The organism is Microcoleus sp. S13_B4 (genome assembly GCF_036700885.1).
Lineage (GTDB): Bacteria > Cyanobacteriota > Cyanobacteriia > Cyanobacteriales > Microcoleaceae > Microcoleus.
The window spans coordinates 49254-73772 of sequence record NZ_JAUBPU010000010.1 but is presented as its reverse complement, the minus strand read 5'-3'; the positions used below and the strand labels follow the sequence as shown (position 1 = coordinate 73772).

The following is a 24519-nucleotide window of genomic DNA, read 5'->3' as shown; positions in this document are numbered from 1 at the left end:
ATAAAGTCGATCGAAGTTAAAGTAAAAACTTCGCCTTCGCTGTCGGCTCGTGAATATTTTTATTTCCCTTCTCATTTCTAATTTGTAAATTGCCCCAGTACAAATCATTGGATATTTATCAATCAAGTGTACGCCCGCTGTTGTTTTCCGTATTGAAAACCGATGCCGAGTGGCTGCACAACCGCACTCTCCAAGTTCTCGAACTTGCAGCCCGAACCCAGTCAAACCCCGCAACCAGTCAAATGCTCTCTCGATTGCAGAAATCTGTGGGAGTCCAAGATTCTCGCCTCGAACAATCTTTGTGGGGACTGAGCTTGAACAATCCTGTCGGCTTAGCCGCCGGATTTGATAAAAACGGCGTAGCTGCTGACATTTGGGCAAATTTTGGCTTTGGCTTTGCCGAACTTGGCACTGTCACTTGTCAACCACAGCCGGGAAACCCCCAACCTCGCTTGTTTCGCTTGACGGAGGACAGTGCCGCCCTCAACCGCATGGGATTTAACAATCAAGGAGCCGCGGCAATGGCGGCTCGGTTTCAGGCAGCACAGAAACAGGCAAAATTCGATGCCTCGCGCCCCATGCCTCAGTCTCGGTTCCCCTTGGGCATCAATCTCGGTAAATCTAAGGTAACACCGTTAGAGCAAGCAGCAGCAGACTATTTGGAGAGTTTTAAGCTGCTGAAAGATTGGGGCGACTATTTTGTAGTCAACGTTTCGTCTCCGAATACGCCTGGGTTGCGATCGCTCCAAGATGCTGCTGGGCTAAGCACAATTTTGGAAATTTTGCAACAAGAAAATCAGGGAATCAAGCCAATTTTAGTCAAGATTGCGCCGGATTTGGAGTCAGAGGCGATCGTATCAATCCTCGACTTAGCAAAAACCTACCAACTAGCAGGAATTATCGCCACAAATACCACCATCCGCCGCGACGGACTGAAAACACAAATATTGCGAGAAACAGGCAAACCAATCGCCGAAGAAGCCGGGGGAATTAGCGGGCTTCCAGTGCGAGAGCGATCGACAGAAGTAATCCGATTTATCTGGCAATATACAAAAGGCGAATTACCCATAATTGGAGTTGGCGGCATTTTCACCGCCGAAGATGCTTGGGAAAAAATAGCCGCTGGTGCGAGTTTAATTCAAGTCTACACTGGTTGGGTTTACGAAGGGCCTTGGATGGTGCGTCGGATTCTACAAGGGTTGTTGCAAAAGTTAGAAGAACGCGGATTTAGTTCTATTTCTGAGGCAGTAGGTTCCGACAATCAATAGACATAGAACTGTTGACTGTTGACTGTTGACTGATGACTAATGACTGTTGACTGTTGAAGGAGGGGTCAAAAAAATGAAAATTGCGCCAATTATTTGTTGGCCTCGGGATTCGACTTTACGCCCGACTCCCGAAGCGCGGATTTGATATCATTCCGGTCTGACTGCCGGAATTGATATGACTCACAGTGCGATCGCTAAAAAAACTATCAGGCAACACCATCCCAACAGTCCCCTAACAGTAATAGTAATTGAAATCTTTGGTCTTCGATAGATTTCAATTACTATTACATCAAAAGTAAATAGACGCTAAAAACCTTCAATAATCTTAACGATTCGATTTATATAACACGCATCTAATCAAATATTTCCGCTAATTTCAAAGCATTAACTTGAGCTTGAGCTTTATGCAGCGACTCCTGCCATTCCCTTTCTGGATCGCTATCAGCAACAATCCCCGCACCCACTTGTCCCCAAACAACTCCCCCCGTCGTACCGTCACTTTTTGGTGCATATAAAAGGGTGCGAATCAAAATATTTAAATCCAGGTTGCCGCGCCAGTCCAAATAACCACAGGAACCGTAAAATAAATTGCGCTTCACAGGTTCTAATTCTTCGATGATTTCCAGACAGCGCACTTTCGGACAACCTGTAATCGTACCGCCCGGAAATACCCCTCGAATTAAGTCGATCGCGTCGCAATCTCGTCTTAATGTACCGATAACATTACTGACGAGGTGCATCACGTGACTGTAGCGTTCAATGGTCAGAAATTCGTTAACTTTTACCGAGCCCCATTCACACACCCTCCCGATATCGTTGCGCTCTAAGTCAACTAACATAATATGTTCGGCTCTTTCTTTGATATTCTCTATTAATTCCTGTGCTAACTGCTCATCTTGAATGCAGGTTAAACCTCGTGGCCTCGTTCCCGCGATCGGTCTAGTATCTACTTTTTTTCCTAATAATTGAACGAGTCTTTCCGGCGAACAACTAACTATCGCCCCCCACGGAGTTTGCCAATAACTTGCAAAAGGCGAAGGATTAATCCGTTGCAAAGCGCGGTAAATTGACCAACTACTGCAATCTGTACGGGTTTCAAACCGCAAAGATAAATTAGCCTGAAAAATATCGCCCGCATGAATATACTTCTGAGCTTTTCGCACTATTTCTTTATATTCACTCTGAGATAATTGGAAAATAGGAGTAGCGGAATCTTGTTGATAATTTTCTGGTAAATTATTTTCTATTATTTCTCGATCTGTTTGCTCTAATTGATGCTGCATAACATCGAGTTGAGAAGGTTGACTCGCAGCCAACCAGAGAATTTGCGTTTGCCGGTCTAAAACCGCAAAAGATTCTGGTTCGTACCAACAGCTAACCGGGAAAGGAAGCGGATCGGTATTGAGTTGGGGCAGGTGTTCGATTTCCCATGCTAAATCATAACCTAGCCATCCCAACCAACCCCCCGTAAAAGGAATTTCCGGCGGTACATTGACCGCTAAATTTTGATTTTGAGAGTCCAAAAGAGCGCGTAAAAAAGGTAAAATTTCACCGACTGGCGGTGTCCATAGCTGAGATTGACCGTTAATTATCCGGGGAGAACCTGCACAAATAGAATATCGTGCCAAGTTAGTAGAAGATGTAACTGGACTTTCTAGCAGAACAGCCATATCGCGGGGGAAACAATCCGATATTGAGCTTGCACTGTCGGCAGTTTTACCGAGAAATAAAATTTGAAAAATTTCAGATCCGCTGCGCTGATTTAGGGGAAGCTTTCGCCAATGCCAAGGTTGTATTTTTTCCATAATAGATTTCACTATAATTAACACTTTCAGGACTTAGGTAATGAGTCAATTTTGACACTATCTGTAGTAGTAAGATGCACAGTTCGCACCTACTAAAATCGATTGAAAGCGTTATCTCAGCCATTACTTACAACTTTCCAAACATCTCGGCTTGCTTCTTTTTTGAGGCGTATCCAACCCCTAACGGAGTTAATGAGAAATAGAGTTTGGCTACTGTGCAAATCATCTAAGGTAATTAATTCTTCTCTGATTTTTCTCTCCTCTAAAAGTTGAGAACGAAACGTCCCCGGTAATAAACCGCACTTGACGGGAGGTGTGATTAGACCTGCGGGTGTATCGATCGCAATATTGGCGATCGTGGATTCGGTGATAACTCCATCTTGATTCCACAGAAAGACATCCTGATATTCGGGCTGCGACTCCAAAGCCATTGTATAAGGCAATCGGTAAGTTGTCTTGTGGTAAAGAAATGGGTTTTGAGAATCGATCGGTTTGCGGGCAATTCCCACAGATGCACCGATTTTTAAGATACCGCTATCTAGTGTCTGAGCTTGTAATGTTATGTTTCCCTCACTAGATATTGTTAACCGTATTTTTTGTTTGACTGACCCGCAAGTCATACTTAATTCTTGTAAAGCTTTGCTTGCTTCTGTTAGTGATAGGGGGAAATTAAAATAATTAGCCGATCGCTCTAATCTTTGAAGATGTCTGTCTAGCAAAAAATAGCCGTTTTTTGGTTCCCATAAAAATGATTCCAGCAATTCAAAGCTTGGCTGTTGTTGAATCATATTTTTGTTAATATAATGTAAATTCCGTAACTAGACATTTTTGAGACAGGCGAAGGTGGTTGTTTGTGTAATTATATTGGAAGTTAACTTGAATTTATGTTGCATAAATCCTTTATAATTCCATGGCGCTTTGCCATCGGGCTGTTAATATTAACCTCAGCGATCGCACCTCTAGCCCTCAACTACTACGTCAGGCTAGTTACAAGCAACTACCTACGCACCGATGTAGCTAAGATTCCCCCTGAACCAATTGCCATTGTTTTCGGTGCCGGAGTTTGGGAAGACGGCACTCCCACCCCAATGTTAGCCGATCGAGTGCAAGCAGCCGTCGATTTGTACAAAGCGGGGCGAGCGGGCAAACTTTTGATGACAGGAGACAATAGCAGCGCCGATTACAACGAAGTCAAAGCAATGCAGGAGTACGCCGAAGCCCAGGGCGTACCGACTAATAATATCATTCTCGATTATGCCGGATTTAGCACCTATGAAAGTTGCTACCGGGCGAAAGAGATTTTTGGCATAACGCAAGCTGTTTTAGTTACGCAAAACTTTCACTTAGCCCGCGCTGTTTATACCTGCCGCCAGTTGGGCGTAGAGGCGATCGGCTTAGGAACGCCGGATTGGGGCAAATTTCACCAAAATACCATGATTGCCTACAGTGTCCGCGAATTTTTTGCAGTGCTTAAAGCGCTTTGGCAAGTGCGCGTTACCCGTCCGAAACCGACTTTTTTGGGGCCCTTTGAAGGAATTCAATAAAAGTTATGAGTGATCTGTTGAAGACTTTAGTCTTTAAAGCAAGGACTTTATTTCTCACTAAAAACTGGTTTTATTACAATTAACCGGACATCATGTAAGTCCGGGAGTTGTAAGTTTTGTTTAACTCAAAACTTACAACAAAACTCACAAATCATAACTCGCCCGTTGCGGTAGCGCTCCATAAATTACTCGCGTTTGGAAAGCCCCGCCAGCGACCAAGTTAGGCTCACCATCATTAAGCGGCCTAGAGCCTTCAAACGCTCTTCGGCGTTATTTTCAACCGCTTGAGACAGAGTTTGAGACTTAAGATTTATCGATAATTCTTCAGCGGTTTCTGCTGAATTTTCCAACTGAGGTTGTTCAGAAGATGTCTCAAGGCTGACTTGTGGCTGCTGATTTTTTTCTTCGGTCATTTTCTGAGTCACCTCCTGGAGTTATTGCATACATAACCCTTAATACAAATCTAATTTCTTTGTATCCGGGATTTGGCGAGTCAAGTATTCCTTACCCGACAATCGCAGTTACCAACTGACTTAAAAGTTGTGATTTCAGTTGTTAGCTATCTTAAATCTCGCTTCCCCAATCCCCCTCAAAAACGAGGTTGATTCGCAGATCTGTCGTCCTCCACGAATGTTTTGTAATAAACGGGAGTGCTGAGCGTAAGTTTCGTTGAATTCAAAAATCACGCACTACTACCGATGATGCACATCACTGAATTGTTATATTTACTTAACAGTAATATTTCCGAGATTCTGATATTGTTAAAGCTTAACAATTAATTTTGCTCGGATTTATCTCAATCTGAAAGCAAGTGTCTGGAAATTATTAACAAACTGAAGGTGTAGAGCCGATGGCAATTTATGTGGATACTGCAATTGTAGCGGAAGCCGCACGGGCAAGCAAGTTCGGATGGATAGCGGGAATTACTACTAATCCGACACTTTTGGCAAAAAGCGAGTTATCTCCTGAGCAAACCCTTAAACAACTGGCACAACTGATTCCTGGGGAAGTGTATTATCAGCTAATGGCATCTGATGTAGATGGCATGGTAGCAGAAGGAAAAGCTGCTTTTGAGTCGTCGATCGGGCGGCAAACCGTTTTGAAAGTTCCAGCAACGGCTGCGGGTTTCCAAGCAGTAGCGCATTTGTCACCGTCCATTCCTTGCGCGGTGACAGCTATTTACAGCGCGGCCCAGGCCGTTGTTTCAGCAGAAGCGGGGGCCAAATATGCGATCGCCTACGTGAATCGCGCCACCCGACTCCTAGGAGACGGTTTTGCCTTAGTGCGGGATATGGCAAATGTGTTGCAGAGAACTAATACTGAAATTTTGGCAGCTAGCATTAAGTCGCCGGAAGAAGCGGTCAAGACTTTATTAGCTGGCGCCCATCATTTGACATTGCCTTTTGACGTGTTGCAGGCAATGACACTTCATGAATTATCACAGCAAACTGTTGATGAATTTGCCAAAAACGGGCTGGGAATATGAGCTTTGCTATCTTGTATGTTGTGAGTAAGATTAGGGAATCTCCAAACTTGTACTCTTATACTCTTAAATGTGAGAGCTTATGACTATTACTCCCGTCTCTGTTGACTCAGCAGGCAATCTGGGGAACAGTAACTCCTACACCCCCTCCATCTCAGCCGACGGGCGGTTTGTGGCGTTTGATTCTGGTGTTTCCAACCTCGTGCCGGGGGATAATAACGATGAGACAGACATCTTCGTCCGGGACACGCTCACCAATACCACCACCCTCGTGTCATTAGACTCAGCAGGCAATCAGGCGAACAATGGCTCCAGCAGGCCCTCCATCTCAGCCGACGGGCGGTTTGTGGCGTTTGAGTCCTATGCCTCCAACCTCGTGCCGGGGGATACTAACAGTAGCCCAGACTCCTTCCCGAGCCAAGACATCTTCGTGCGGGACACGCTCACCAATACCACCATCCGCGTGTCATTAGACTCAGCAGGCAATCAGGCGAACCGTTTCTCTGACCGCCCCTCCATCTCAGCCGACGGGCGGTTTGTAGCGTTTACTTCTGAGGCCTCCAACCTCGTGCCGGGGGATACTAACCAGAGAAACGACATCTTCGTGCGGGACACGCTCACCAATACCACCACCCGCGTGTCAGTAGATTCAGCAGGCAATCAGGGGAACGGTATTAGCTTCTTCAACGACTCCTCCATCTCAGCCGACGGGCGGTTTGTGGCGTTTGAATTTGATGCCTCCAACCTCGTGCCGGGGGATACCAACGATAAGACAGACATCTTCGTGCGGGACACGCTCACCAATACCACCACCCGCGTGTCAGTAGACTCAGCAGGCAATCAGGGGAACAGTGTCTCCTACAGCCCCTCCATCTCAGCCGACGGGAGGTTTGTGGCCTTTGAGTCTTTTGCCTCCAACCTTGTGCCGGGGGATACCAACGATGAGAGAGACATCTTCGTGCGGGACACGCTCACCAATACCACCACCCGCGTGTCAGTAGATTCAGCAGGCAATCACAGGAACATTGACTCCGACAACCCCTCCATCTCAGCCGACGGGAGGTTTGTGGCGTTTGAGTCATATGCCTTCAACATAGTGGGGGCTCCCCTTAGCGACATCTTGGTGCGGGACACGCTCACCAATACCACCACCAACGTCTCTGTAGACTCAGCAGGCAATCCGGGGGAGGCATTTAATCCCTCCATCTCAGGCGACGGGCGGTTTGTAGCTTTTGATTCAAATTCCTCCAACCTCGTGCCGGGGCAGACTAGCAATTACCGAAACATTTTTGTTGCTGACACCAGCAGCACTCCAAACGTCATCAACGGCACGGACGGCAACGACAACCTGACTGGCACCAGTGGCAACGATATCATCAACGGTGTGGAAGGTGATGACGTGCTGACCGGTTTGCGGGCTAATGATGTCTTAAATGGCGGCGACGGCAACGATATCCTGTATGGCGGCAAAGGTTCTGACACTCTCAACGGCGGTTTGGGCAACGATAATCTAGTGGGTGGCGTGGGCAAGGATGTGTTTGTTTTAGGTGCTGGGTTGGGAGTTGATACAATCTCTGATTTCGGCAATGGTCAAGATACCATTCAATTAATTAATGGCTTGACCTTCGGACAGCTATCAATTTCCCCTGGAACTAACGGCACATTAATTAGAGTAGCCAGCAGCGGTGAAGTTTTAGCTGCTTTGACAGGCGTTGCTCCCAATCTCATCGGCTCTGAAGATTTCATCTCGGTCTAGAGATGGTAAACTGATTACTTGTTAAACCACTTTTACTCAGGGAACATGATTAAACTTGGCAAACAATCCCTCGCATTAATAGGCACATTTCTTGCAGTTTTGCAACCAGCATTTACCGCTCATTCATAAGAAAGCAACAGCGAATTCAGCAAACTTCAATCCTTATTAGAAGCAAAAAAATGGTACGAAGCAGATCAAGAAACAGTTTCTCTGATCCGCAACAACTCCGCCAATCTGTCTTGTCCGAACCTCCGCGCGATCGATCGGCTGTGGATGCAATCGAGCAATGGCAAATATGGATTGACTCCACAGTTAGAGATTTGGCAGAAAGTGGGCGGTTCTAGCTGTCGCACTTGCGAAGGTCAAATTCAAGAATTTAGCAAGCAAGTAGGATGGAACATGAGCTCGCAAGTAAGTCCTATACCAGGGGAGTTTCCTGCCCAGTATCCAACTGTTGCTTCATTAAGTTGGCAAAGTTATGTTGACAGCGATAAAAGCATAACTAGGTACAGTCTTTTTGCGGGCGCGCAGACATGGCAAGCGTGGAGGGTTACAGAATTTAACCTGTTTTCTACTTTTGCCAATTGCGGCAAGTAACAGTTGTAGGGCGGGGAATGCCCAGACTTCCACGTCGGAGTCGGGATGGGATTTCTCGATCGCCTCGCCTCTTCAATCTAAAATCTAAAATAGTAGGACTATGGCATTCGCCAAATCTTAATAGTGCGATCGGGACTGCCGCTCACAAAAGTCTTGCTATCTCTGGCAATAGCAACAGAACTCACAAACTGACTGTGACCAGAAAGAGTGCTTCTTTCTTTTCCCGTCTTCAAATCCCACACTATAATATCTTCGCCCCCGCTGATCAAAGTGCGGCTGTCCGGGCTAAAGGCGATCGTCCTCACCCCGCCCGAATGCCCTTTAAAAGTGCGGGTGCGCTTCCCGTCTTGCACGTTCGACAAGCGGATCGTATTGTCGGTGCTAGCGCTAGCCACAATTTTCCCGTTTGGGCTAAAAGCCACAGCATTAACCGCGCCCCCGTGACCTGTGATAATTCTTCTGACTTCTCCGGTATCGAGATTCCACAAACGCACAGTCTTGTCATCGCTGCCACTAGCCAGAGTGTTACCGTCCCGGCTCAAAGCGATCGCGTTTACTCCTCCGGCGTGGCCGATCAAAGTCCGCAACCTGCTGCCGGTTCTGACATTCCACAAGCGAACAGTTTTGTCATCGCTGCCGCTAGCCAGAGTTTGACCGTCCCTGCTAAAAGCGATCGCGTTGACGGGGGCTTTGTGAGCGGGAATCGTCCGCGTCCGCCGCCCCGTCTTCAAATCCCAGAGAATCACATTATTGTCGTCGCCCCCGCTGGCCAAAATCGAGCTGTCTGGGCTCACCGCCACCGTATTGACCGATTTTTTAGAATGCACCGAATGGAGAGTCCGCACCCGTCCCGTCTTCAAATCCCAAATTCTAATTGTCCCTAAGCTTGCGCTCACCAAATTTTGGCCGTCAGGCGACAGGGCGATCGCATTTACACTCTCCAAATTATCCAAACTTTTTTGCAAAAACTGACTGCTAGGTAAACTAGAAAGCAGCCACACCGGGTTTGCCGGGAACACCCCATAACGCAGCGAACCGTAAATTTGAGACGCGCCAATACTCACCATCAAAACAGCCGTGCCCGCCAGCAACTTCTTTTTCCAATCAAAAACATCTTTCTCGGCCTTGTTCAATCCCGAATTCAGAGGTCTGAGGCGGTTTACAGAAGTCTGCTTCTTCGCATCAGGCGCCCCGGAAGTTGCGCGAAGTTTAGTTTGCCCCGTCGTCGGCAACTGAGTAGGCAACTGACTTTCCGCGCCGTCGAGATTAATTTCCTCCAAGCACTGCAGAACCATCTGGGGACTTTGAGGCCGATTGCCCGGAAAAGGCGCCATCAGGTAATCGATTACATTAGCCACGGCGTCGGAAACCTGAGGAGCTCCTTTGCGCCACATTAATCGGCCCGTGCGCGGGTTCTCTGGAAACGCAGTCGGCGGCTTTCCAGTCAGCAAATAAACAAAAGTGCGCCCCAGAGCAAAAAAATCCGACTGCGGAACAGCCTTGCCATTAGTTTGTTCCGGCGGCGTGTAGCCCGGGGAAACAATACCAGTCACATTTTGCCCCTGGCCCACCTTAGCGAAATAAGTCGCCGAAACTTCCCGAGCAGTCCCGAAGTCAATCAGCACTAACTGCCCGTTTGGCTTGCACATAATATTGTGCGGCTTGATATCCCGATGAAAATAGTTGAGGCGGTGAACTTGGTCTAAAATTTCCGACAGTTGTTTGAGCCAGTTCACAGCTTGTTCTTGACTGATGGGGCGGCCCCGATGTTTCAGCCAGTCTTGCAAATTGGCCCCAGCAATTTTCTCCATCACCAGACAGTGAAAAGACTCTGTGCTGTGAGCTGGCGTAAATATAAAATAACCGTCGCGATCGACTTTTGGAATACCTGGATGTCTGAGCCTGACCAATACGTCGGCTTCTTGCTTAAACAGTTCTACAGCTTTGGGATGTTCTTTGAGCAGGACTTTGAGCACTCTTCGGGCGCCGTTGTCGTCCACTTCAAATGTTCTGCCAAAGCCGCCGCCTCCGAGAGGGGCGACTAGCCGATATCGACCTTGCAACAAAAGTTCTGACCCGCAGTGGATACACGCGGATTTGCCAGAGTTGGCTGGATCGGAGGGATTCGGGCATTTGGGATTGAGGCAATAACTCACAGAAGCCACATAACCCTGATTGAGGTTGCTCTATCAAGTTTTACTTTGACACTGCTCTACAAAACTTGGCTAAACTTATCTAAGCTTCACCATTCAACTAGAAGTATTTTCTAGAGGGTCTGATTCCTGCTTCTGCCAAGAGAGTCGGCTCTTACTTGTCCACAGGCGTAAATTCGGGTGGAGCAGCACCCTATTTTTGCAGTCTGTATTTATTATTGTGGAAGCTTTTAGCCATTGTTTAACCATTATTTTCAACCAATTTAACGAATCGTGGTATCCCGTTCGACCTTTTTATAGGCTGGTCAGTTTTAAATCGACCGTCGTTTACTGCTACACAAAACTTGGTTAAACTTATTTAAGCCTCACCATTCAATCAGAATTACTCCTGAAGGGTCTGTTTCCTGCTTCACCCAAGGGAGTCGGCTCTTTCTTGTCCACAGGCGTTAATTCGGATGTAGCCCACCCTAATTGAATTAATTTTAGTTGAAGCTTTTAGCCAGGAGTCATCCACTATTTTCAACCAATTTAACGAAACGCGGGCTCCCGTTCGACCTTTTACAGGCTGGTCAGTTTTGACTTGCACGCTCGGTTTACTCTCCCAGATAATTAAGCCTTTTTTTCGGCATTGATTTAATCATACTTCCCCGAATGTTAATCAGTCAAGTTAAGTATGACTAACTTTGGTGAACTTTTTGGCTATTTAGTCCAACTCAATTTTCAACTTATGACGATCGTAGCACACCTAGTAAAAGACTCATGAGCACCCTTTATTTAAATCTTGCAGCGTCTCTGAAGTCAAGAGAGGTTTTAGTCTCGCTTGACTTCAGCATCCCGTGTTTTTTTATAACCGGGGGCACTGCGATCTAACGATCGGGTTGAGGCCAAAGTTTTTGTTGTTTGTCATAGCCGATCGAGGTCACAAATCCCTGATGAGAGCACATAATGTACAAACACACCAGAACTAATAACGAGAGGGGAGCTACATTTCAATTGTACGATCGCAACCACCACTCTCGAAGAAAGAAGTGAGAGTAGGGGAGTGGGGGAGTGAGGGAGTGAAAAAATCTGCTTTCTTCCTTCTTCCCTCTTCCTTCAGCAGAACAAAGCATTTTAAACAAGTCCCTCAATTACCGGATGGAAGTAGAACGCCAGCGCCAAAACCGTATAAGCTGCCAACAGCAAAGTACCTTCTAGCCAGTTAGAGTTGCCGTCAGAACTGATAGAATTGGCGATCAGCACCGACACCGCAACCGCTACAAGTTCAAACGGGTTGAAATTCAAGTCCATCGGTTTGCCCAAGACAAAACCTGCCAAAACCAACACCGGGGCCACAAACAAAGCAATTTGCAAACTCGAACCCACGGCCACAGAAACCGACAAATCCATTTTATTTTTCATCGCCACCGTCACCGCCGTCGTATGTTCGGCCGCATTGCCAATAATCGGCACTAAAATCACCCCGGTAAATAGTGATGTCAGTCCCAAACGCGCCGTTGCTTCTTCTAGAGTACCCACCAGCAGTTCTGACTCGACAGCTACCATCAGGGTACAGGCCAATAGCACCCCAATCCACAGCGGCAGATTGACTTTGTGGTCAGGACTATCTGGTGCTAAGTTACTTTCGGCTAATTCTTCGAGCATTTCTATTTCTGCCACCCCTACATCGTACAGATAACTGTGGGTTTTCATCGAAAACAGCAGCGTCAGCACGTAGACGACAATCAGGACTATAGCAACAGCGCTAGAAAGGTTCTGCATAGTTTCTGCAGGGATGCCCGTAGAGGTGGCATTAACTGCAGTCGGCACCAAAATGGCAATCACGGCTAAGTTCATCGCTGAAGCGTTCAACCGGGCGACTATCGGCTGAAATTCTTGTTCTTTGTAGCGCAAGCCGCCCAGCAGCATGGCAAATCCCATCACCAGCAGCAGGTTGCTCATAATTGAACCGGTGATGCTGGCCTTGACAACATCTATTAGTCCGGCGTTGAGGGCGACGATGCCGATAATCAGTTCCGTGGCATTTCCGAAGGTAGCGTTCAGCAAACCCCCCAAGTTGGCGCCGAGGACGACGGCAATTTCTTCGGTGGCCGTACCCATCCAGGCGGCTAGAGGGATGATGGCTAGGGCCGAGGTGATGAAGATTGTGGAGGATTCCCAACCGAGAAAGTGTCCGGCGATGGAAACCGGGATAAATAACAGCAGGCTGGAAATAATTGTATTTGTGTTTAGCATTTAGATTCTCAAAAGCTGCCAACCGTCAATCATAACCTGTGGGAAAATTTTAAAAATGGGTTGGGTTAGGGAATTGGGGGTGTTTCAAAGCTGGGCGGCGATCGCCCTGGACCGGGCGATCGCTATTCGTTACGGACTGTGTGATGTTAACGTCTGGTTAAAAATTCACTTTTAAACCACCCAATAGAATCCCGATGATCCACAAACAAAGTTCGCCTCCGCCGACTAAAATAACTCTTAGACAACAAAAATGCAACTAAAACTATAAAGTCCACCTCCGCCGACTAAAATACCTCTTAGAGAACAACAAAAATGGAACTAAAACTCTCTGGTAAAATTTCACTGGTAAGCGGCTCAACTGCCGGAATCGGGTTGGCAATTGCCACAGAACTCGCCAAAGAAGGTGCAACTGTCATCGTTAACGGACGGACTCAAGAACGGGTAAAAAGGGCGATCAACCAAATCAAAGAAATTGCTCCCGATGCCAAACTTCAAGGTGTCGCTGCCGATTTGGGAACGGCAACCGGAGCCGAGGAATTATTTCAGCAAGTCCCGGAAGTTGACATTTTGGTAAACAATTTAGGAATTTATGGCGCTAAAGCATTTGAGGATATTTCCGATCGCGAATGGATGAATATTCTGGAAGTAAACGTCATCAGCGGGGTGCGGCTGGCTCGACAATATTTGCCATTAATGCTGACAAAGAACTGGGGGCGGATTATTTTCATCTCTAGCGAATCGGCGCTCAACATTCCAGCAGAAATGATTCACTACGGAGTTACGAAAACGGCGCAGCTTTCTCTCGCGCGCGGTTTGGCAGAGACGACTGTTGGCACCAATGTGACTGTTAATTCAGTGCTGCCGGGGCCGACGCGATCGGAAGGAGTAGAAGATTTCATTCAAGGATTGGCAGAAAACCAAAAGGTGACTCGCGAACAAGTGGAGAAAGAGTTCTTTGAAAAGACTCGCCCTTCTTCGCTGATTCAGCGTTTTGCCGAGACTTCGGAGGTGGCTGCACTTGTCGCATTTATTGCCAGTCCGGTATCATCTGCTATTAACGGAGCTGCTTTGCGAGTCGATGGCGGTGTTGTGCGATCAATCGTTTAGCCCGATTTGTAAGATGGCGATCGTAAATCAGTTAAGAACACCCTCTTTTCTAGGACTAATTCCAACCTCTCTTAAGAGATAAATCTCTCTAAGGATGCTGTTAAGTGCCGATTTGAAGCAGGAAAATATTAGTAAAACTGCTTAGAGGAGTCGATCGCCACCCATGAAAAAAGCTTTATTCGCCAGTCTGCTGCTGGTGCTAGCTGGCTGTAGTCAGTCGTCCTCCCACGATCAGTTGGTCAAAACGTTGAAAACGGTTCAATCTTGGACAGCGACCGCTCGTATGGTGGGAGAGACTTGGCAACAGGGTAGCATTCCCGACCTCTATGCTCAACAGACCTTGGAAAAGAGCCAGCAGGAAATTGCCAAGGAAACCAAAGATTTGACTGACTCTCCTACTTTGCCAAGACAGATATACCAGTTACAGCAAACGCTTCAGCAGATGACAACCACCGTCAAGCAGCACCGCAAAGCGGAGATCGCCACACCTCTGGTGCAGCTTGCAACTGAACAACAGCAGCTTGAAGCATTGCTAAAAGCCCAGGGAGACCGGTCGTGAACAAGATTCGGGAAATTGCCTTGGGTATTGTCACCAGTATTGGCGGCTTCCTAGATGTGGGAGCGATCGCCACAGCCGCAGAAGCAGGCTCTAGCTTCGAGTTTCAGTTGATTTGGACGATCGTTCTAGGCACGATTTGTGTCATCGCTTTAGTCGAAATGTCAGGTCGCCTCGCGGCAGTCAGCCAACACACTTTGGCAGATGCCGTTCGCGAAAGATTGGGCTTCAATTTCTTCATATTCCCGTTGATTGCCGAGGTCATCGTCGATTTTTTAGTGCTGGGTGCTGAAATTGGCGGCGTCTGTATAGCGCTGCAACTCGTAACAGGCATTAGCTTTCAATGGTGGGCGCTACCCGTTGCCTTTGCAATCTGGCTGTTGCTTTGGAAGGGAACTTTTGGCTTGATTGAAAACGGCATTTCCTTCCTAGGACTGATTACACTGGCGTTTGTGGTGGCAACGTTCAAGCTTCGTCCAGCATTACCTGCGGTTGCTGAAGGACTTTTGCCAACCGTACCCCAACAAGACACCGCCCATTATCTGTTTATTGCCGTCAGCATCCTCGGCGCATTAATTAGTCCGTATTTGTTTTACTTCTACTCCTCGGGTGCGGTTGAAGATAAATGGGATAAATCGCATCTCGGTGTAAATCGTGCAGTTGCTGGGCTAGGGATGGGGTTTGGTAGTGTCGTCTCGCTGGGAGTGCTGATTGTGGCGGCACAGGTATTGCACCCGCGAGGAATTCAAGTAGACAGCTACGAACAAGCAGCTTTGATGTTGACCCAACCTTTCGGATATTGGGGATTTGTGCTGTTTGCTGCATCGCTGGGCATTGCTTGTTTTGGAGCGGCTTTGGAAGTTAGCTTAGACACGGCTTATATTGTGGCGCAGGCCTTTGGTTGGAACTGGGGTGAAAGTTTGCATCCCAAAGAGGCAGCCCGTTTCAGCTTTGTTTACACAGTGTTTGTATTTCTGGCATCACTGCTGATGGTTGTGGGAATCGATCCGTTGCAACTGACCTTATTTTCCATGGCATTGACTGCCGTAATTTTACCGGTGACGATTATCCCGTTCTTGGTCTTGATGAACGATCGCGAGTATGTGGGCGACCATTGCAACGGCTGGCTCAGTAATAGTATCACCATTTTCACAATGGTTCTGGCTTTTGTGCTAGCGCTCGTCGCCATTCCATTAGAAGTGCTTGGAGGTTGATATGGATGTAATTCGAGATGTTTTAGATAATCAGATTGTCGATCGCAACCAACGCCAGATGGGCAAGGTCGATGGCATTGTTGTAGAACTCGTAGAGGGACAGCCACCGCGACTGGCGTATCTTGAAACAGGAGTCACCACCTTAGCGCATCGAGTTCATCCCGGTTGCTCGCGTTGGGTTGCCGCGATTGCCAGCAAGTGGGGTGCTAAACACACCGAACCGTTTCGCATTGCTTGGTCGAAGGTGCGAAACATCGGCATTGATGTGGAAGTGGATCTCGATGCCGAACAAACTCCCGCATTAGCCTACGAAGTCTGGCTGCGCGATCATGTGATTAAACACATTCCAGGAGGAAGTTGATGGCAAGTCGCGAACTACACTTAGAACTGCTGCTGGGTAAATGCGTATTTGATTCAACGGGCAATCGCGTTGGACGCATTGAAGAGGTGCGCGCCCAGCAGCAAGGCGATGATTGGGTCATTGTAGAATATCTGGTGGGCATACCGGCGATCGTCGAGCGTTTGTCTGCCTGGAATTTAGGCGCAGGTTTGCTGCATCTTTTGGGTGCCCGCAATCTACATAAGGGATATCGTATTCCCTGGGATCAACTCGATTTATTCGATCCAGAGCATCCCCGCTTAATTTGCACGATCGATGCGCTCAAAGAGATTTCCCAACAGTTAGAAAGAGATGCCAATTAGCGATAAATTTTTATCGTCAGTGTGGAGGCCGTGGCGATCGATTTGAGGTTCAGCCTGCAAGTTGTCGGTCAGACAGCGGTTTGAATGTTTTCTGTGGCTGGGGAGGCATCAGCCCGATCACAAGTCATATCAATTCCCGTTACACCGGAATGATGGGGAGTGGTCCGTTGGGGAAGGAGGAATGATTGACCTTGACTTTATCATATCAATTCCGGCAGTCAGGCCGGAATTGATATCAAATCCACGCTCCGAAGTCGGGCGTAAAGTCGAATCAAGCTGCCAACAAAGATAGCGCACAATTTTCCGTTTTTTGACCCCGAGTCATTAGTCATCAGTCATTAGTCATCAGTTATGAGTCAACAGTCAACAATCACGGACGGTGCAACCGGAATCGATATCATTTAATAAAACATTTTAGTCTAGCAAATTCGGTCTTTACCAGAATCTTTTTCAGCAGAAGTGGATGAATAGTTGCGGGCAGTGCTTTATCTCTTAGGATGGAAATTAAACTGAGAAATACATTAAAAAGCAATGGGGAATGGCAATGACGCAAGTTGTAATTGTAGGAGCGGGGCCAACTGGTGCGGCACTTGCCTTACTGCTGGTGAAACGAGGTATTGCTGTAACGTTGGTTGAGGCTGCAAAAGATTCTTACCGAGTGTTTCGGGGTGAAGCGTTAATGCCCAGCGGATTGGATGCGATCGCACAAATGGGCTTATCCACTATCCTAGAAGGTGTTCCACACCGACAAATTGATGCCTGGGAGTTCGTTGTGGGCGATCGGCAACTATTTCGAGTTGATGAGCCAATGGGGTCAAATCGACCTTGTACGCTGGTATCGCAACCGCCTTTGCTAGAAAGACTAATTTCAGAAGCTCAGTTGCATCCAGAGTTTGAATTTATCTCAGGTGTTCCCGTAAAAGATTTACTGTACAGCAACGATCGCATTGCGGGTGTAAAGCTAGGAGATGGGCGAGACATTCCTGCTGCACTTGTCATTGGTTCAGATGGTAGAAACTCGGTTGTACGACAACGTGCAGAATTAGAGTTAGTAAAACAGCAGAATAGTATAGATGTTCTGTGGTTTAAACTTGCCGATCATCCTCGGTTTGTGGCGGATAATGTATTTTATTCCATCCTGAATGGCGGTAGCGGATTCAGTGTCTTTCATGGGGCAGAATCAGGAAAACTTCATCTGGCTTGGGTGCTATCGGCAGATGACAAAACGGATTGGAAACACACAGACTGGGCAGAAACTTTCGCATCGCGATCCCCTGCGTGGATGGCAGAACATTTCCGCAAGTGTGCCGATACGATCGAATCTCCGATGCGATTATCTGTTGTGGTTGGTCGCTGTCCGCGCTGGCATCGACCAGGAATCCTACTTTTGGGGGATGCTGCACATCCCATGTCTCCGGTTCGCGCTCAAGGAATTAACATGGCGTTACGCGATGTAATTGTTGCGGCAAATCACCTTGTACCTTTATTGAAAGTAGGGGCTAATTACGAGGATATTGACTTAGCATTATCGCGGATTCAGGCAGAACGCGAACCCGAAATTATTCGCGCCCAACAACTTCAAGCACAAGAAGCGTGGAAAGGCGAACAACTGCGAAAAAATGGATTATTGCGTTTATTGATGGTGCAAACAGTTCCGTTTTTGGGTGAAAAAATTAAACAATTTTGGGTAAAAGGACAGTATGAATTGCGCCAAGGAGTAACGCAGGTAAAATTGGTGGTGTGAAAAGAGGAAATTCACAATTAGGAGAAAATTGTATGCGATCGACAAATATCAAAGGACCGATCGGCACTATTCACATCATCAAAGCCAGCCCCCCTGTCACCGCTGCGGAATCGGAAGCGCTGCCGGTGGTGTTCGTGCACGGTATGGCGGTTTCTGCGAGCATCTGGGAGGCGCAGCTTGCCCGTGTCGCCCGTACCCGACGCGCGATCGCCCTTGATATGCGGGGACACGGTGATTCCGCACCGCCGGAGGACGGCAACTATGCGCCCGCCTCATGTGCAGCGGATGTTTTGGCGGTACTGGATGGGCTGGGACTCGATCGAGTGGCGATCGTCGGGCACAGTTTCGGTGCTTGTATTGCCCTCGCCACAGCAGCCAGCGCACCGCACCGCATCATCGCGCAGTTGATCCTGGCAGACCCACCTGGAGACTTTACCAAGGTGCCTGCAGAGGTGCACGAGGCACGCATCGTCCTTTACCAGAGGGCTCTGGAGACGGAGGATTGGCGGGCTGCTGTGGAAACCAGCTTCAATGAGGCGCTGACAGGAAGCAGGGCCCAGACGCGCGATCGGATACTCGCTTGGTTGGCGGCGACTCCACGGGATTGCCTGTGTGGAATGTATCGCGGGATGTTTCCCTTTGAAGCAGTTGATGCTCTCGATCGCTACCTAGCAGCCCCTGGAACACTGGTCCACGCCATTATTGCTCCCTCAAACACTTTTCCCTTCAGCCTCCACATCCTCCGTCCCACACTGACGACAACTACGATCGCCGATACTGGACACTGGCTGATGCTGGATGCGCCGGAAGCCTTTGCTAGGGAACTTGATATCTGTTTGGAAAGTGTTTAATATAGATTTCGACAAAATCTGTTAGTCTTACCACAACTCATCGAGGGTTAAGTTGTGGGGGTTTTTGAGGATGAAGGCGTTGTTGTCTTTGATTAAGTCACCGCTACAGAGAATCGGTAAGCGTTCTTGATAAGCTTTAATCGCCAGGATATAATCTTTGTCTGCAAGTGAAGTTTGAATTTTTTGCAATTTGGCAACTACAAGGCCGATGAGAGTAATTTCGCCACTTAATTTTTGGGTATTTGGGGTGTAAATTTGCATAACAATTCCCTGAATTATCGTGTTGGGAATGCGGGTAAGTAGTTCGCTTAAAATTTCAATTTGAGGGCGATTTTCGTCGTTTTCTAGGGTTTGAATTGCGTGGCTGATACGCGCTCCATAATCTCGGAGATTTTGCCGATTAGGTAGCAATATTTCTAATTCTTCTCCGTCGGTTGTTGGTTTGTGCCAAAGTGTGGCATTATCTAAAAAAGGTTGGTCTTGATGCCAGCCGTGAGTTTGTAAGTAATTTCTCAGTTGATTTAGCTCGATGGTTTCGAGAGTTTGGCGATCTTTTACGGTGAATTTCATGGTTGGACTCCTTGGCTAATTCCCTCCATAATTGACTGAAGGGCGGCGACTGTAAATTGGTTAGTTCTAGGGATGGTGACGGTGACAGCACTGGTATTTTGTGTGTCTGCCATTCCCCGCAGCGAGCTCCAATATCCGCAGCTTCTCATGCAGAGTTCTGGTTCCGACTGGGTTAACCAGTATTCGGGTGTTTCGGGGATTAAAACGACAACTAAAATTGGGGGAATGGCGAAATCATCAATTCTTAAGTGGTCGTAGTTTTTGAGATTGAGGGGGTAGCGGATAGAGTTATCGTCTTGGATGTCTCTTGATGTAGATTTTAACTGCAATTCTAAGCGAGGTGCTCTAATCGGGCCTGTCCCGGCTTTCGCAGCTACTCCCCAGTCTACGTTGTCATCGTCTACGAATGGTTTGTAGAGGGAATAGCCGGCAACGGTGGTGACAGCTTGCAGGTAGATGTTGCTGAATTGTTCTTTTTGTTGGTTGATGTCCACTTTTTACCTAGCGATTATTCTTGTTAACCTGTTTAGTGCTAGATCGTAGATAAAATTACATCATGTTGGTTATTGTTTGCTTGATTTGTATCGGTTGGTTTGTGACAATGGAGTAGAGAACATCGGGGTCTAAATCGGCTCCATTTTCCCAATAAATTGTCCCCCATTCTGGATTTAGTTTGACTTGGTTAAAGTAAGTCAAGTCTTGCAAGGGGGCGAAGATTCCGGTAAATTCGATTAATTGGCTAATGTCAACTACTCCCTCTTGGTTATCTTCAAATTTGAGGTGAAGTTGATAGTTTTCTAATGGTTGAACTGAGCTAATATTTTTGAGCATTGTTTATTCCAAAGGGGCAATAGGTTCTAATGGTGTTTGAAGTCTGGCAAGTTGCCAGTTTTGCATGAGCTCTGTTTGATGAAGGGCAGCCCACTCTACAACTAATCCTAAGATGCGAGGGGAAAGTTTGCCTTCTAGGATTGAGAGGGTTTCGATATCAATGATGGCTTTTTGTTGATTGTAGCGGGCATGAAAGTGCGGGGGCGGGTGGTCGTTATAGTACATCGTGATGATGATGCCTAAAAATCTGCTGAGTTCTGGCACTAGATTGTCTCCTATACAATTTTTTCGGCGTCTTTGACCCGGTTTCGTAAGACTAAATCCGCTCAATACATTCTTTAATATTGCTTAAAACCTGCGTTTTGGTTCCAATTATACTAAAAAATCTACCTCGCTATCTGCTGTTGCTTCACCCCTGGCAACCGAACCAAAAACGCGCACATTTAAGGCGCCTGGGTGAGTAGCAATTCTCAGGATATCGGAGCGCTTGAACTTCAGCAATTCCTCAATTCCCATAACTCCACCCCCGCAGATTTTCCCGGATCATCGCCTCTAACTTGGCACTCTCGGCAAAGTGCCTCTCCAACTTCGCCGTCAACTGCAGCATCTTCTCGTCCAAACCCTCCTCCTCCTCCTCCCAGGCCTCCGCCCCCACATACCTCTCAGGAGTTAAAACATAACACTTACCGTTTTGCTTTTTTGTTGCCTTTTGACTCCGCACCAGTGTTACAACTCTTCTGGAAAGTACATTGGCAGCAAATCTGCCCCGCCCTAAGCCAACTGGCCTAACTTCTCCAGAACTTAGGTAAAAAGCACCTAAAGTATGATGCGAAACTCGGGCAATACTCTTATTCTATAAATTCATCGGGCATTAAACCGATATCCACAACCGCCAAGATTTAGTGCCAAAAATTAAATCTTTCCGGCAAAAGTTGCTATTTAATGAATAAGACTTTACAATCCAGCAAGGTAAATGAAACTCTCAATGAGCAGTGCTGCAAGCACTAACCCGAAATGGGTCGCAAGTGCCAAAAAGCAGCAAAAGCTACCTTTTTTAACTCTTTCAACAGCAAAGCATTGGCAAAAAAACCAGGGATCGACGGTTGGCATCTTGGAACGAATGCTTTGCTCGCAATACTACAAATGTATCAAAACTTGTCAGCCAAATTTAGTCCTAACAGATGCCTAGCTGTAACTCTTGCTGCGTAAGGTTTCAGTTTCTAATTAGGCTCGTTTTATTGTCTTTAACTACTTGAGGATTCGATCGCATGGTTTCGATTTCTACTACTCAATCCGATGTGCTACCTTTGTCTTCGCCAACCGTAACTGCTGCAACCCAAAGCAGCGTGGCTGCAGCAACTGGGGTGTGCGTGACGGTTCACGGTCACTTTTACCAGCCACCCCGGGAAAACCCTTACCTGGACGCGATCGAACGCCAAGCCAGCGCCTCTCCCGCCCACGACTGGAACGAACGCATTGACATCGAGTGCTACCGCCCGAACGCCTTTGCCCGCATACTCAACGATCGCGGCGAAGTCGCGGGGATCGTCAACAACTACGAGTATATGAGCTTCAACATCGGGCCGACCCTGATGAGCTGGCTCGAACGCTACGATGCGGAAGTCTACCAGCGGATTCTGGAAGCCGATCGCAAAAGCTGTCAGCGGCTCAACGGTCACGGCAACGCGATCGCCCAAGTCTACAATCACATCATCATGCCCCTCGCTAACGAGCGAGACAAATACACCCAAATTCGGTGGGGGATCGCAGATTTTCGCTCCCGATTCAATCGCGATCCCGAAGGAATGTGGCTCGCCGAAACCGCCGTAGACTACGCCACCCTCGAAGTTTTAGTCGCTGAAGGCATCCGTTTCATTGTCTTAGCCCCCTCCCAAGCCGAACGCTGCCGCCCGCTAATCGGGCAAAGCCACGAAGCGGAACCAGCGGAAAATTCCGAATGGCACGAAGTCGGCGGCGGCCAAATCGATCCGACTCGCCCGTACCGCTGCTATTTGAAACCAGAAATGCGGTTGATGGCTGACCACCAACTCTCGCCGCTGAGCACTCACTATTTTGGCCGCCAGCACTCCCAAAATTCCGAAGCCCCACCTGCCAACACTCCTTACATTGATATCTTTTTCTACGACGGCCCGATCTCGCGGGATATGGGCTTCAATGACGTTCTCAGCAGCAGCCACCATTTGGTCGGGCGCTTGGGTCAAGCAGTACGGGGAGACCACCGACCGGCTCAATTAATCTGCGTGGCGACGGACGGCGAAACTTTCGGCCACCACAAAAACAGTACCGAAAAATGCCTCGCCTACGCCTTCACAGAAGAGTTTCCCCGCCGAGGCTGGACGGTGACGAATTTTGCTCATTATTTAAGCCAAAATCCGAGCGCTTGGGAAGTGGAACTCAAACCCGTGACGGCCTGGAGTTGTTCTCACGGGGTCGATCGCTGGCAAGATGATTGCGGCTGCGGTGGTGGCGGCGGATGGCACCTCAAATGGCGCCGCCCTCTGCGGGATACTCTCAATTGGCTGCGCGATCGGCTGATTCCGATTTATGAAGAAGCGGGGCGCAAGCTGTTGAGCGATCCCTGGAAAGCCAGAGATGAATATATTGAGGTCATCCGGGATCGATCACCCAGTAATGTTGACAGTTTCCTTCAACGCCATCAAGTGCGCGAACTCGATGCCTCCGAGCAGGTGGACGCCCTGCGGCTGCTGGAAATGCAGCGCCACGCCTTGTTAATGTTCACTAGCTGCGGCTGGTTTTTTGAAGAAATCTCGCGGCCAGAAGGCGTGCAAATTCTGCGCTACGCGGCCCGGGCGCTGGAATTGGCGGCCGAAGTTACCGGCGTCCAGCTAGAAAAAGATTTTGTCGCTCAACTAGCCCTCGTACCCAGCAACGTTGAGTGTTTTAAAACAGGGGCAGAAGTTTACCGCCAACTGGTGGTGACAGCCCAAATTAGTCTCAAACAAGTGGCCGCCCACTACGCAATCAGTTCTCTGTTTGCCAAATATTCCCGCGAAGAGCGACTTTACTGCTATCAGGCCGAGCAGGAAGATTTCCAAATTCAGCGCATGGGATCGATGACTCTGGCTGTGGGTCAATTGCAGTTAACCTCGGAAATTACGCGGGAAACAGAGATTTTTGTGTTTGCTGCGTTGCACCTCGGCGGCTGGGACTTCCACTGCTGCATTCAGCCTTTTGGCAGCCGCCGGTCTTACACTATGCTCAAAGAGCGGTTGTTTGGAGTTATGCAAGAAGCTTCGGCGTCCCACGCGATTCTGGAAATGGTGCGCCTGTTTGGGGATCAGTCCTTTAGCTTGCGGGATTTATTTGCGGAGGAACGCCACCGGATCGTGCAGTTGCTGAGTCAGGAAAATTTGACTCGGTTGGATCAGCTTTACACTCAGGTTTACCGGGAAAATTACGGGGTGATAATGGCGTTCCACCGCGACGATCTGCAGGTGCCCGTAGAGTTGCAGGTGGCCGCTGAGGTGGCTTTGGGACACCGCTGTTTGACGGCGGCCAAGGCCCTGGAAGTGGAAACGGAGGACATGGAGTCGCTGCTGGCGGAAATTGAGGCGATCGCCACTGAAAGCGGCCATCTCCGCTGTCGGTTGAACGTTCCCGAAGTCAAGGAAATTTTGGAAAAGCTGGTTTGGCGATCGCTAGACACGCTGCTGCAAGCTGGATCGGGCGCGGAGGATCGCTCGCCTGTCACTTTAGAAGCTGATATCCGCACGATCGAGCGTTTGATTGCTGTGGGCGATCGGCTGAGTTTGGGTTTGTGTCTGGATCGATCGCAGGAACTGTATTTCAATTCTCTTTACAGTCAAATTGTGCCCCTGTGTTTGGGCTGGCTGCAACTGCAAGAGGTGTCGGCGGGCGACAGTGTGGTCGCTGCCGTTGCGTTGGGGATTGCAGGTTCCGGCGCCGGCTGGGACTTGCCTTCGATCCGGCAGTTGCTGGAGTTGGGTCAAACCTTGGGTGTTGATGTTGAGTGTTGGTTAAATCAGTTAAGTAAATAGTTTCCTGATTAGCCAAATCAATTCCCGCCCTTGAGAATCCGCCCGATCGGGGTTGAAATCCCG

At 48.2% G+C, this 24519-nt stretch carries 21 protein-coding genes and 2 pseudogenes; 13 read left to right on the top strand and 10 right to left on the bottom strand.

All coding sequences use genetic code 11. From position 1 onward, the window contains the following. Window positions 1–107 precede the first annotated feature (107 nt). A complete protein-coding gene (locus QT994_RS08590) occupies window positions 108–1268 on the top strand; it encodes a quinone-dependent dihydroorotate dehydrogenase (RefSeq protein WP_333173424.1) in 1161 nt (386 codons plus the stop codon). 353 nt (window positions 1269–1621) lie between these two features. Here QT994_RS08590 and QT994_RS08585 read toward each other — a convergent pair whose 3' ends face one another. Beyond that, complete coding sequence (locus QT994_RS08585; RefSeq protein ID WP_333173422.1) at window positions 1622–3073, bottom strand: anthranilate synthase component I; 1452 nt, start codon at window positions 3071–3073, stop codon at window positions 1622–1624. Window positions 3074–3189: 116 nt separating this feature from the next. Beyond that, complete coding sequence (locus tag QT994_RS08580; RefSeq protein WP_333173419.1) at window positions 3190–3861, bottom strand: aminotransferase class IV; 672 nt, start codon at window positions 3859–3861, stop codon at window positions 3190–3192. A 96-nt stretch (window positions 3862–3957) separates the two neighbouring features. On the opposite strand from QT994_RS08580, the gene QT994_RS08575 reads away from it, so the two are divergent. After that, complete coding sequence (locus tag QT994_RS08575) at window positions 3958–4617, top strand: ElyC/SanA/YdcF family protein (RefSeq protein WP_333173416.1); 660 nt, start codon at window positions 3958–3960, stop codon at window positions 4615–4617. 185 nt (window positions 4618–4802) lie between these two features. Here the strand turns inward: QT994_RS08575 and QT994_RS08570 are convergent, their stop codons facing one another. Then, window positions 4803–5030 (bottom strand): hypothetical protein, encoded by a 228-nt coding sequence (locus QT994_RS08570; RefSeq protein WP_333173413.1) that lies wholly within the window; start codon window positions 5028–5030, stop codon window positions 4803–4805. A 437-nt stretch (window positions 5031–5467) separates the two neighbouring features. Here QT994_RS08570 and QT994_RS08565 point away from each other — a divergent pair, with 437 nt between their 5' ends. The 3 genes and pseudogenes from QT994_RS08565 to QT994_RS08555 all read left to right on the top strand — a co-directional run. Further along, on the top strand, window positions 5468–6103 hold the full coding sequence (locus QT994_RS08565) for a transaldolase family protein (protein ID WP_333173411.1): 636 nt from the start codon (window positions 5468–5470) through the stop codon (window positions 6101–6103). A 79-nt stretch (window positions 6104–6182) separates the two neighbouring features. Next, window positions 6183–7856, top strand: coding sequence for a calcium-binding protein (locus QT994_RS08560; protein ID WP_333047579.1), 1674 nt, complete (start codon window positions 6183–6185; stop codon window positions 7854–7856). Between the two features lie 144 nt (window positions 7857–8000). Beyond that, window positions 8001–8453, top strand: a pseudogene (locus QT994_RS08555) (GUN4 domain-containing protein); the annotation flags it as partial. A 98-nt stretch (window positions 8454–8551) separates the two neighbouring features. Here the strand turns inward: QT994_RS08555 and QT994_RS08550 are convergent. Together QT994_RS08550 and cax are read right to left on the bottom strand one after the other, a co-directional pair. Further along, entirely contained in the window at window positions 8552–10618 is a 2067-nt protein-coding gene (locus QT994_RS08550) for a serine/threonine-protein kinase (RefSeq protein ID WP_333173409.1), read from the bottom strand. A 1101-nt stretch (window positions 10619–11719) separates the two neighbouring features. Continuing rightward, window positions 11720–12841, bottom strand: coding sequence for a calcium/proton exchanger (gene cax, locus QT994_RS08545; RefSeq protein ID WP_333047585.1), 1122 nt, complete (start codon window positions 12839–12841; stop codon window positions 11720–11722). A 312-nt stretch (window positions 12842–13153) separates the two neighbouring features. On the opposite strand from cax, the gene QT994_RS08540 reads away from it, so the two are divergent. The 7 genes from QT994_RS08540 to QT994_RS08510 all read left to right on the top strand — a co-directional run bounded on the left by QT994_RS08540 (window position 13154) and on the right by QT994_RS08510 (window position 19015). Then, entirely contained in the window at window positions 13154–13948 is a 795-nt protein-coding gene (locus tag QT994_RS08540; protein WP_333173406.1) for an SDR family oxidoreductase, read from the top strand. A gap of 163 nt (window positions 13949–14111) precedes the next feature. Next, window positions 14112–14507, top strand: coding sequence for a hypothetical protein (locus QT994_RS08535; protein ID WP_333173403.1), 396 nt, complete (start codon window positions 14112–14114; stop codon window positions 14505–14507). Continuing rightward, window positions 14504–15718 (top strand): divalent metal cation transporter, encoded by a 1215-nt coding sequence (locus QT994_RS08530; protein WP_333173401.1) that lies wholly within the window; start codon window positions 14504–14506, stop codon window positions 15716–15718. Before QT994_RS08535 ends, QT994_RS08530 begins: the two co-directional genes overlap by 4 nt. A 1-nt stretch (window position 15719) precedes the next feature. Beyond that, window positions 15720–16079, top strand: a complete 360-nt coding sequence (locus QT994_RS08525) for a hypothetical protein (RefSeq protein ID WP_333173399.1) — start codon at window positions 15720–15722, stop codon at window positions 16077–16079. After that, window positions 16079–16420 carry a hypothetical protein gene (locus QT994_RS08520; protein ID WP_333047594.1) on the top strand — a complete coding sequence of 114 codons (342 nt, stop codon included), beginning with the start codon at window positions 16079–16081 and terminating at the stop codon, window positions 16418–16420. Before QT994_RS08525 ends, QT994_RS08520 begins: the two co-directional genes overlap by 1 nt. Before the next feature lie 544 nt (window positions 16421–16964). Then, window positions 16965–18164: an FAD-dependent monooxygenase gene (locus tag QT994_RS08515; RefSeq protein WP_333173397.1), complete on the top strand. Its 1200-nt coding sequence runs from the start codon at window positions 16965–16967 to the stop codon at window positions 18162–18164. 32 nt (window positions 18165–18196) lie between these two features. Beyond that, window positions 18197–19015, top strand: a complete 819-nt coding sequence (locus QT994_RS08510; RefSeq protein WP_333173395.1) for an alpha/beta hydrolase — start codon at window positions 18197–18199, stop codon at window positions 19013–19015. Window positions 19016–19042: 27 nt separating this feature from the next. On the opposite strand, the gene QT994_RS08505 is transcribed toward QT994_RS08510, so the two are convergent. From QT994_RS08505 to QT994_RS08485, 5 genes and pseudogenes are all read right to left on the bottom strand, one after another. Further along, complete coding sequence (locus QT994_RS08505) at window positions 19043–19585, bottom strand: hypothetical protein (RefSeq protein WP_333173393.1); 543 nt, start codon at window positions 19583–19585, stop codon at window positions 19043–19045. Further along, window positions 19582–20079, bottom strand: coding sequence for a DUF4365 domain-containing protein (locus QT994_RS08500; protein WP_333173391.1), 498 nt, complete (start codon window positions 20077–20079; stop codon window positions 19582–19584). Before QT994_RS08500 ends, QT994_RS08505 begins: the two co-directional genes overlap by 4 nt. Before the next feature lie 55 nt (window positions 20080–20134). After that, a complete protein-coding gene (locus QT994_RS08495) occupies window positions 20135–20416 on the bottom strand; it encodes a DUF2442 domain-containing protein (RefSeq protein WP_333173388.1) in 282 nt (93 codons plus the stop codon). Between the two features lie 3 nt (window positions 20417–20419). Next, complete coding sequence (locus QT994_RS08490; RefSeq protein WP_332984565.1) at window positions 20420–20680, bottom strand: DUF4160 domain-containing protein; 261 nt, start codon at window positions 20678–20680, stop codon at window positions 20420–20422. A 111-nt stretch (window positions 20681–20791) separates the two neighbouring features. Next, window positions 20792–20932, bottom strand: a pseudogene (locus tag QT994_RS08485) (nucleotidyltransferase family protein); the annotation flags it as partial. Between the two features lie 752 nt (window positions 20933–21684). On the opposite strand from QT994_RS08485, the gene QT994_RS08480 reads away from it, so the two are divergent. Continuing rightward, a complete protein-coding gene (locus tag QT994_RS08480; protein WP_333173385.1) occupies window positions 21685–24456 on the top strand; it encodes a DUF3536 domain-containing protein in 2772 nt (923 codons plus the stop codon). Window positions 24457–24519 lie beyond the last annotated feature (63 nt).

Coding starts and splice junctions, on each gene's coding strand:
- QT994_RS08525 (WP_333173399.1), top strand. CDS start 15,720: ATGGATGTAATTCGAGATGTTTTAGATAATCAGATTGTCGATCGCAAC.
- QT994_RS08510 (WP_333173395.1), top strand. CDS start 18,197: ATGCGATCGACAAATATCAAAGGACCGATCGGCACTATTCACATCATC.
- QT994_RS08570 (WP_333173413.1), bottom strand. CDS start 5,030: ATGACCGAAGAAAAAAATCAGCAGCCACAAGTCAGCCTTGAGACATCT.
- QT994_RS08540 (WP_333173406.1), top strand. CDS start 13,154: ATGGAACTAAAACTCTCTGGTAAAATTTCACTGGTAAGCGGCTCAACT.
- cax (WP_333047585.1), bottom strand. CDS start 12,841: ATGCTAAACACAAATACAATTATTTCCAGCCTGCTGTTATTTATCCCG.
- QT994_RS08580 (WP_333173419.1), bottom strand. CDS start 3,861: ATGATTCAACAACAGCCAAGCTTTGAATTGCTGGAATCATTTTTATGG.
- QT994_RS08515 (WP_333173397.1), top strand. CDS start 16,965: ATGACGCAAGTTGTAATTGTAGGAGCGGGGCCAACTGGTGCGGCACTT.
- QT994_RS08535 (WP_333173403.1), top strand. CDS start 14,112: ATGAAAAAAGCTTTATTCGCCAGTCTGCTGCTGGTGCTAGCTGGCTGT.
- QT994_RS08520 (WP_333047594.1), top strand. CDS start 16,079: ATGGCAAGTCGCGAACTACACTTAGAACTGCTGCTGGGTAAATGCGTA.
- QT994_RS08575 (WP_333173416.1), top strand. CDS start 3,958: ATGTTGCATAAATCCTTTATAATTCCATGGCGCTTTGCCATCGGGCTG.
- QT994_RS08565 (WP_333173411.1), top strand. CDS start 5,468: ATGGCAATTTATGTGGATACTGCAATTGTAGCGGAAGCCGCACGGGCA.
- QT994_RS08585 (WP_333173422.1), bottom strand. CDS start 3,073: ATGGAAAAAATACAACCTTGGCATTGGCGAAAGCTTCCCCTAAATCAG.
- QT994_RS08560 (WP_333047579.1), top strand. CDS start 6,183: ATGACTATTACTCCCGTCTCTGTTGACTCAGCAGGCAATCTGGGGAAC.
- QT994_RS08480 (WP_333173385.1), top strand. CDS start 21,685: ATGGTTTCGATTTCTACTACTCAATCCGATGTGCTACCTTTGTCTTCG.
- QT994_RS08495 (WP_333173388.1), bottom strand. CDS start 20,416: ATGCTCAAAAATATTAGCTCAGTTCAACCATTAGAAAACTATCAACTT.
- QT994_RS08505 (WP_333173393.1), bottom strand. CDS start 19,585: ATGAAATTCACCGTAAAAGATCGCCAAACTCTCGAAACCATCGAGCTA.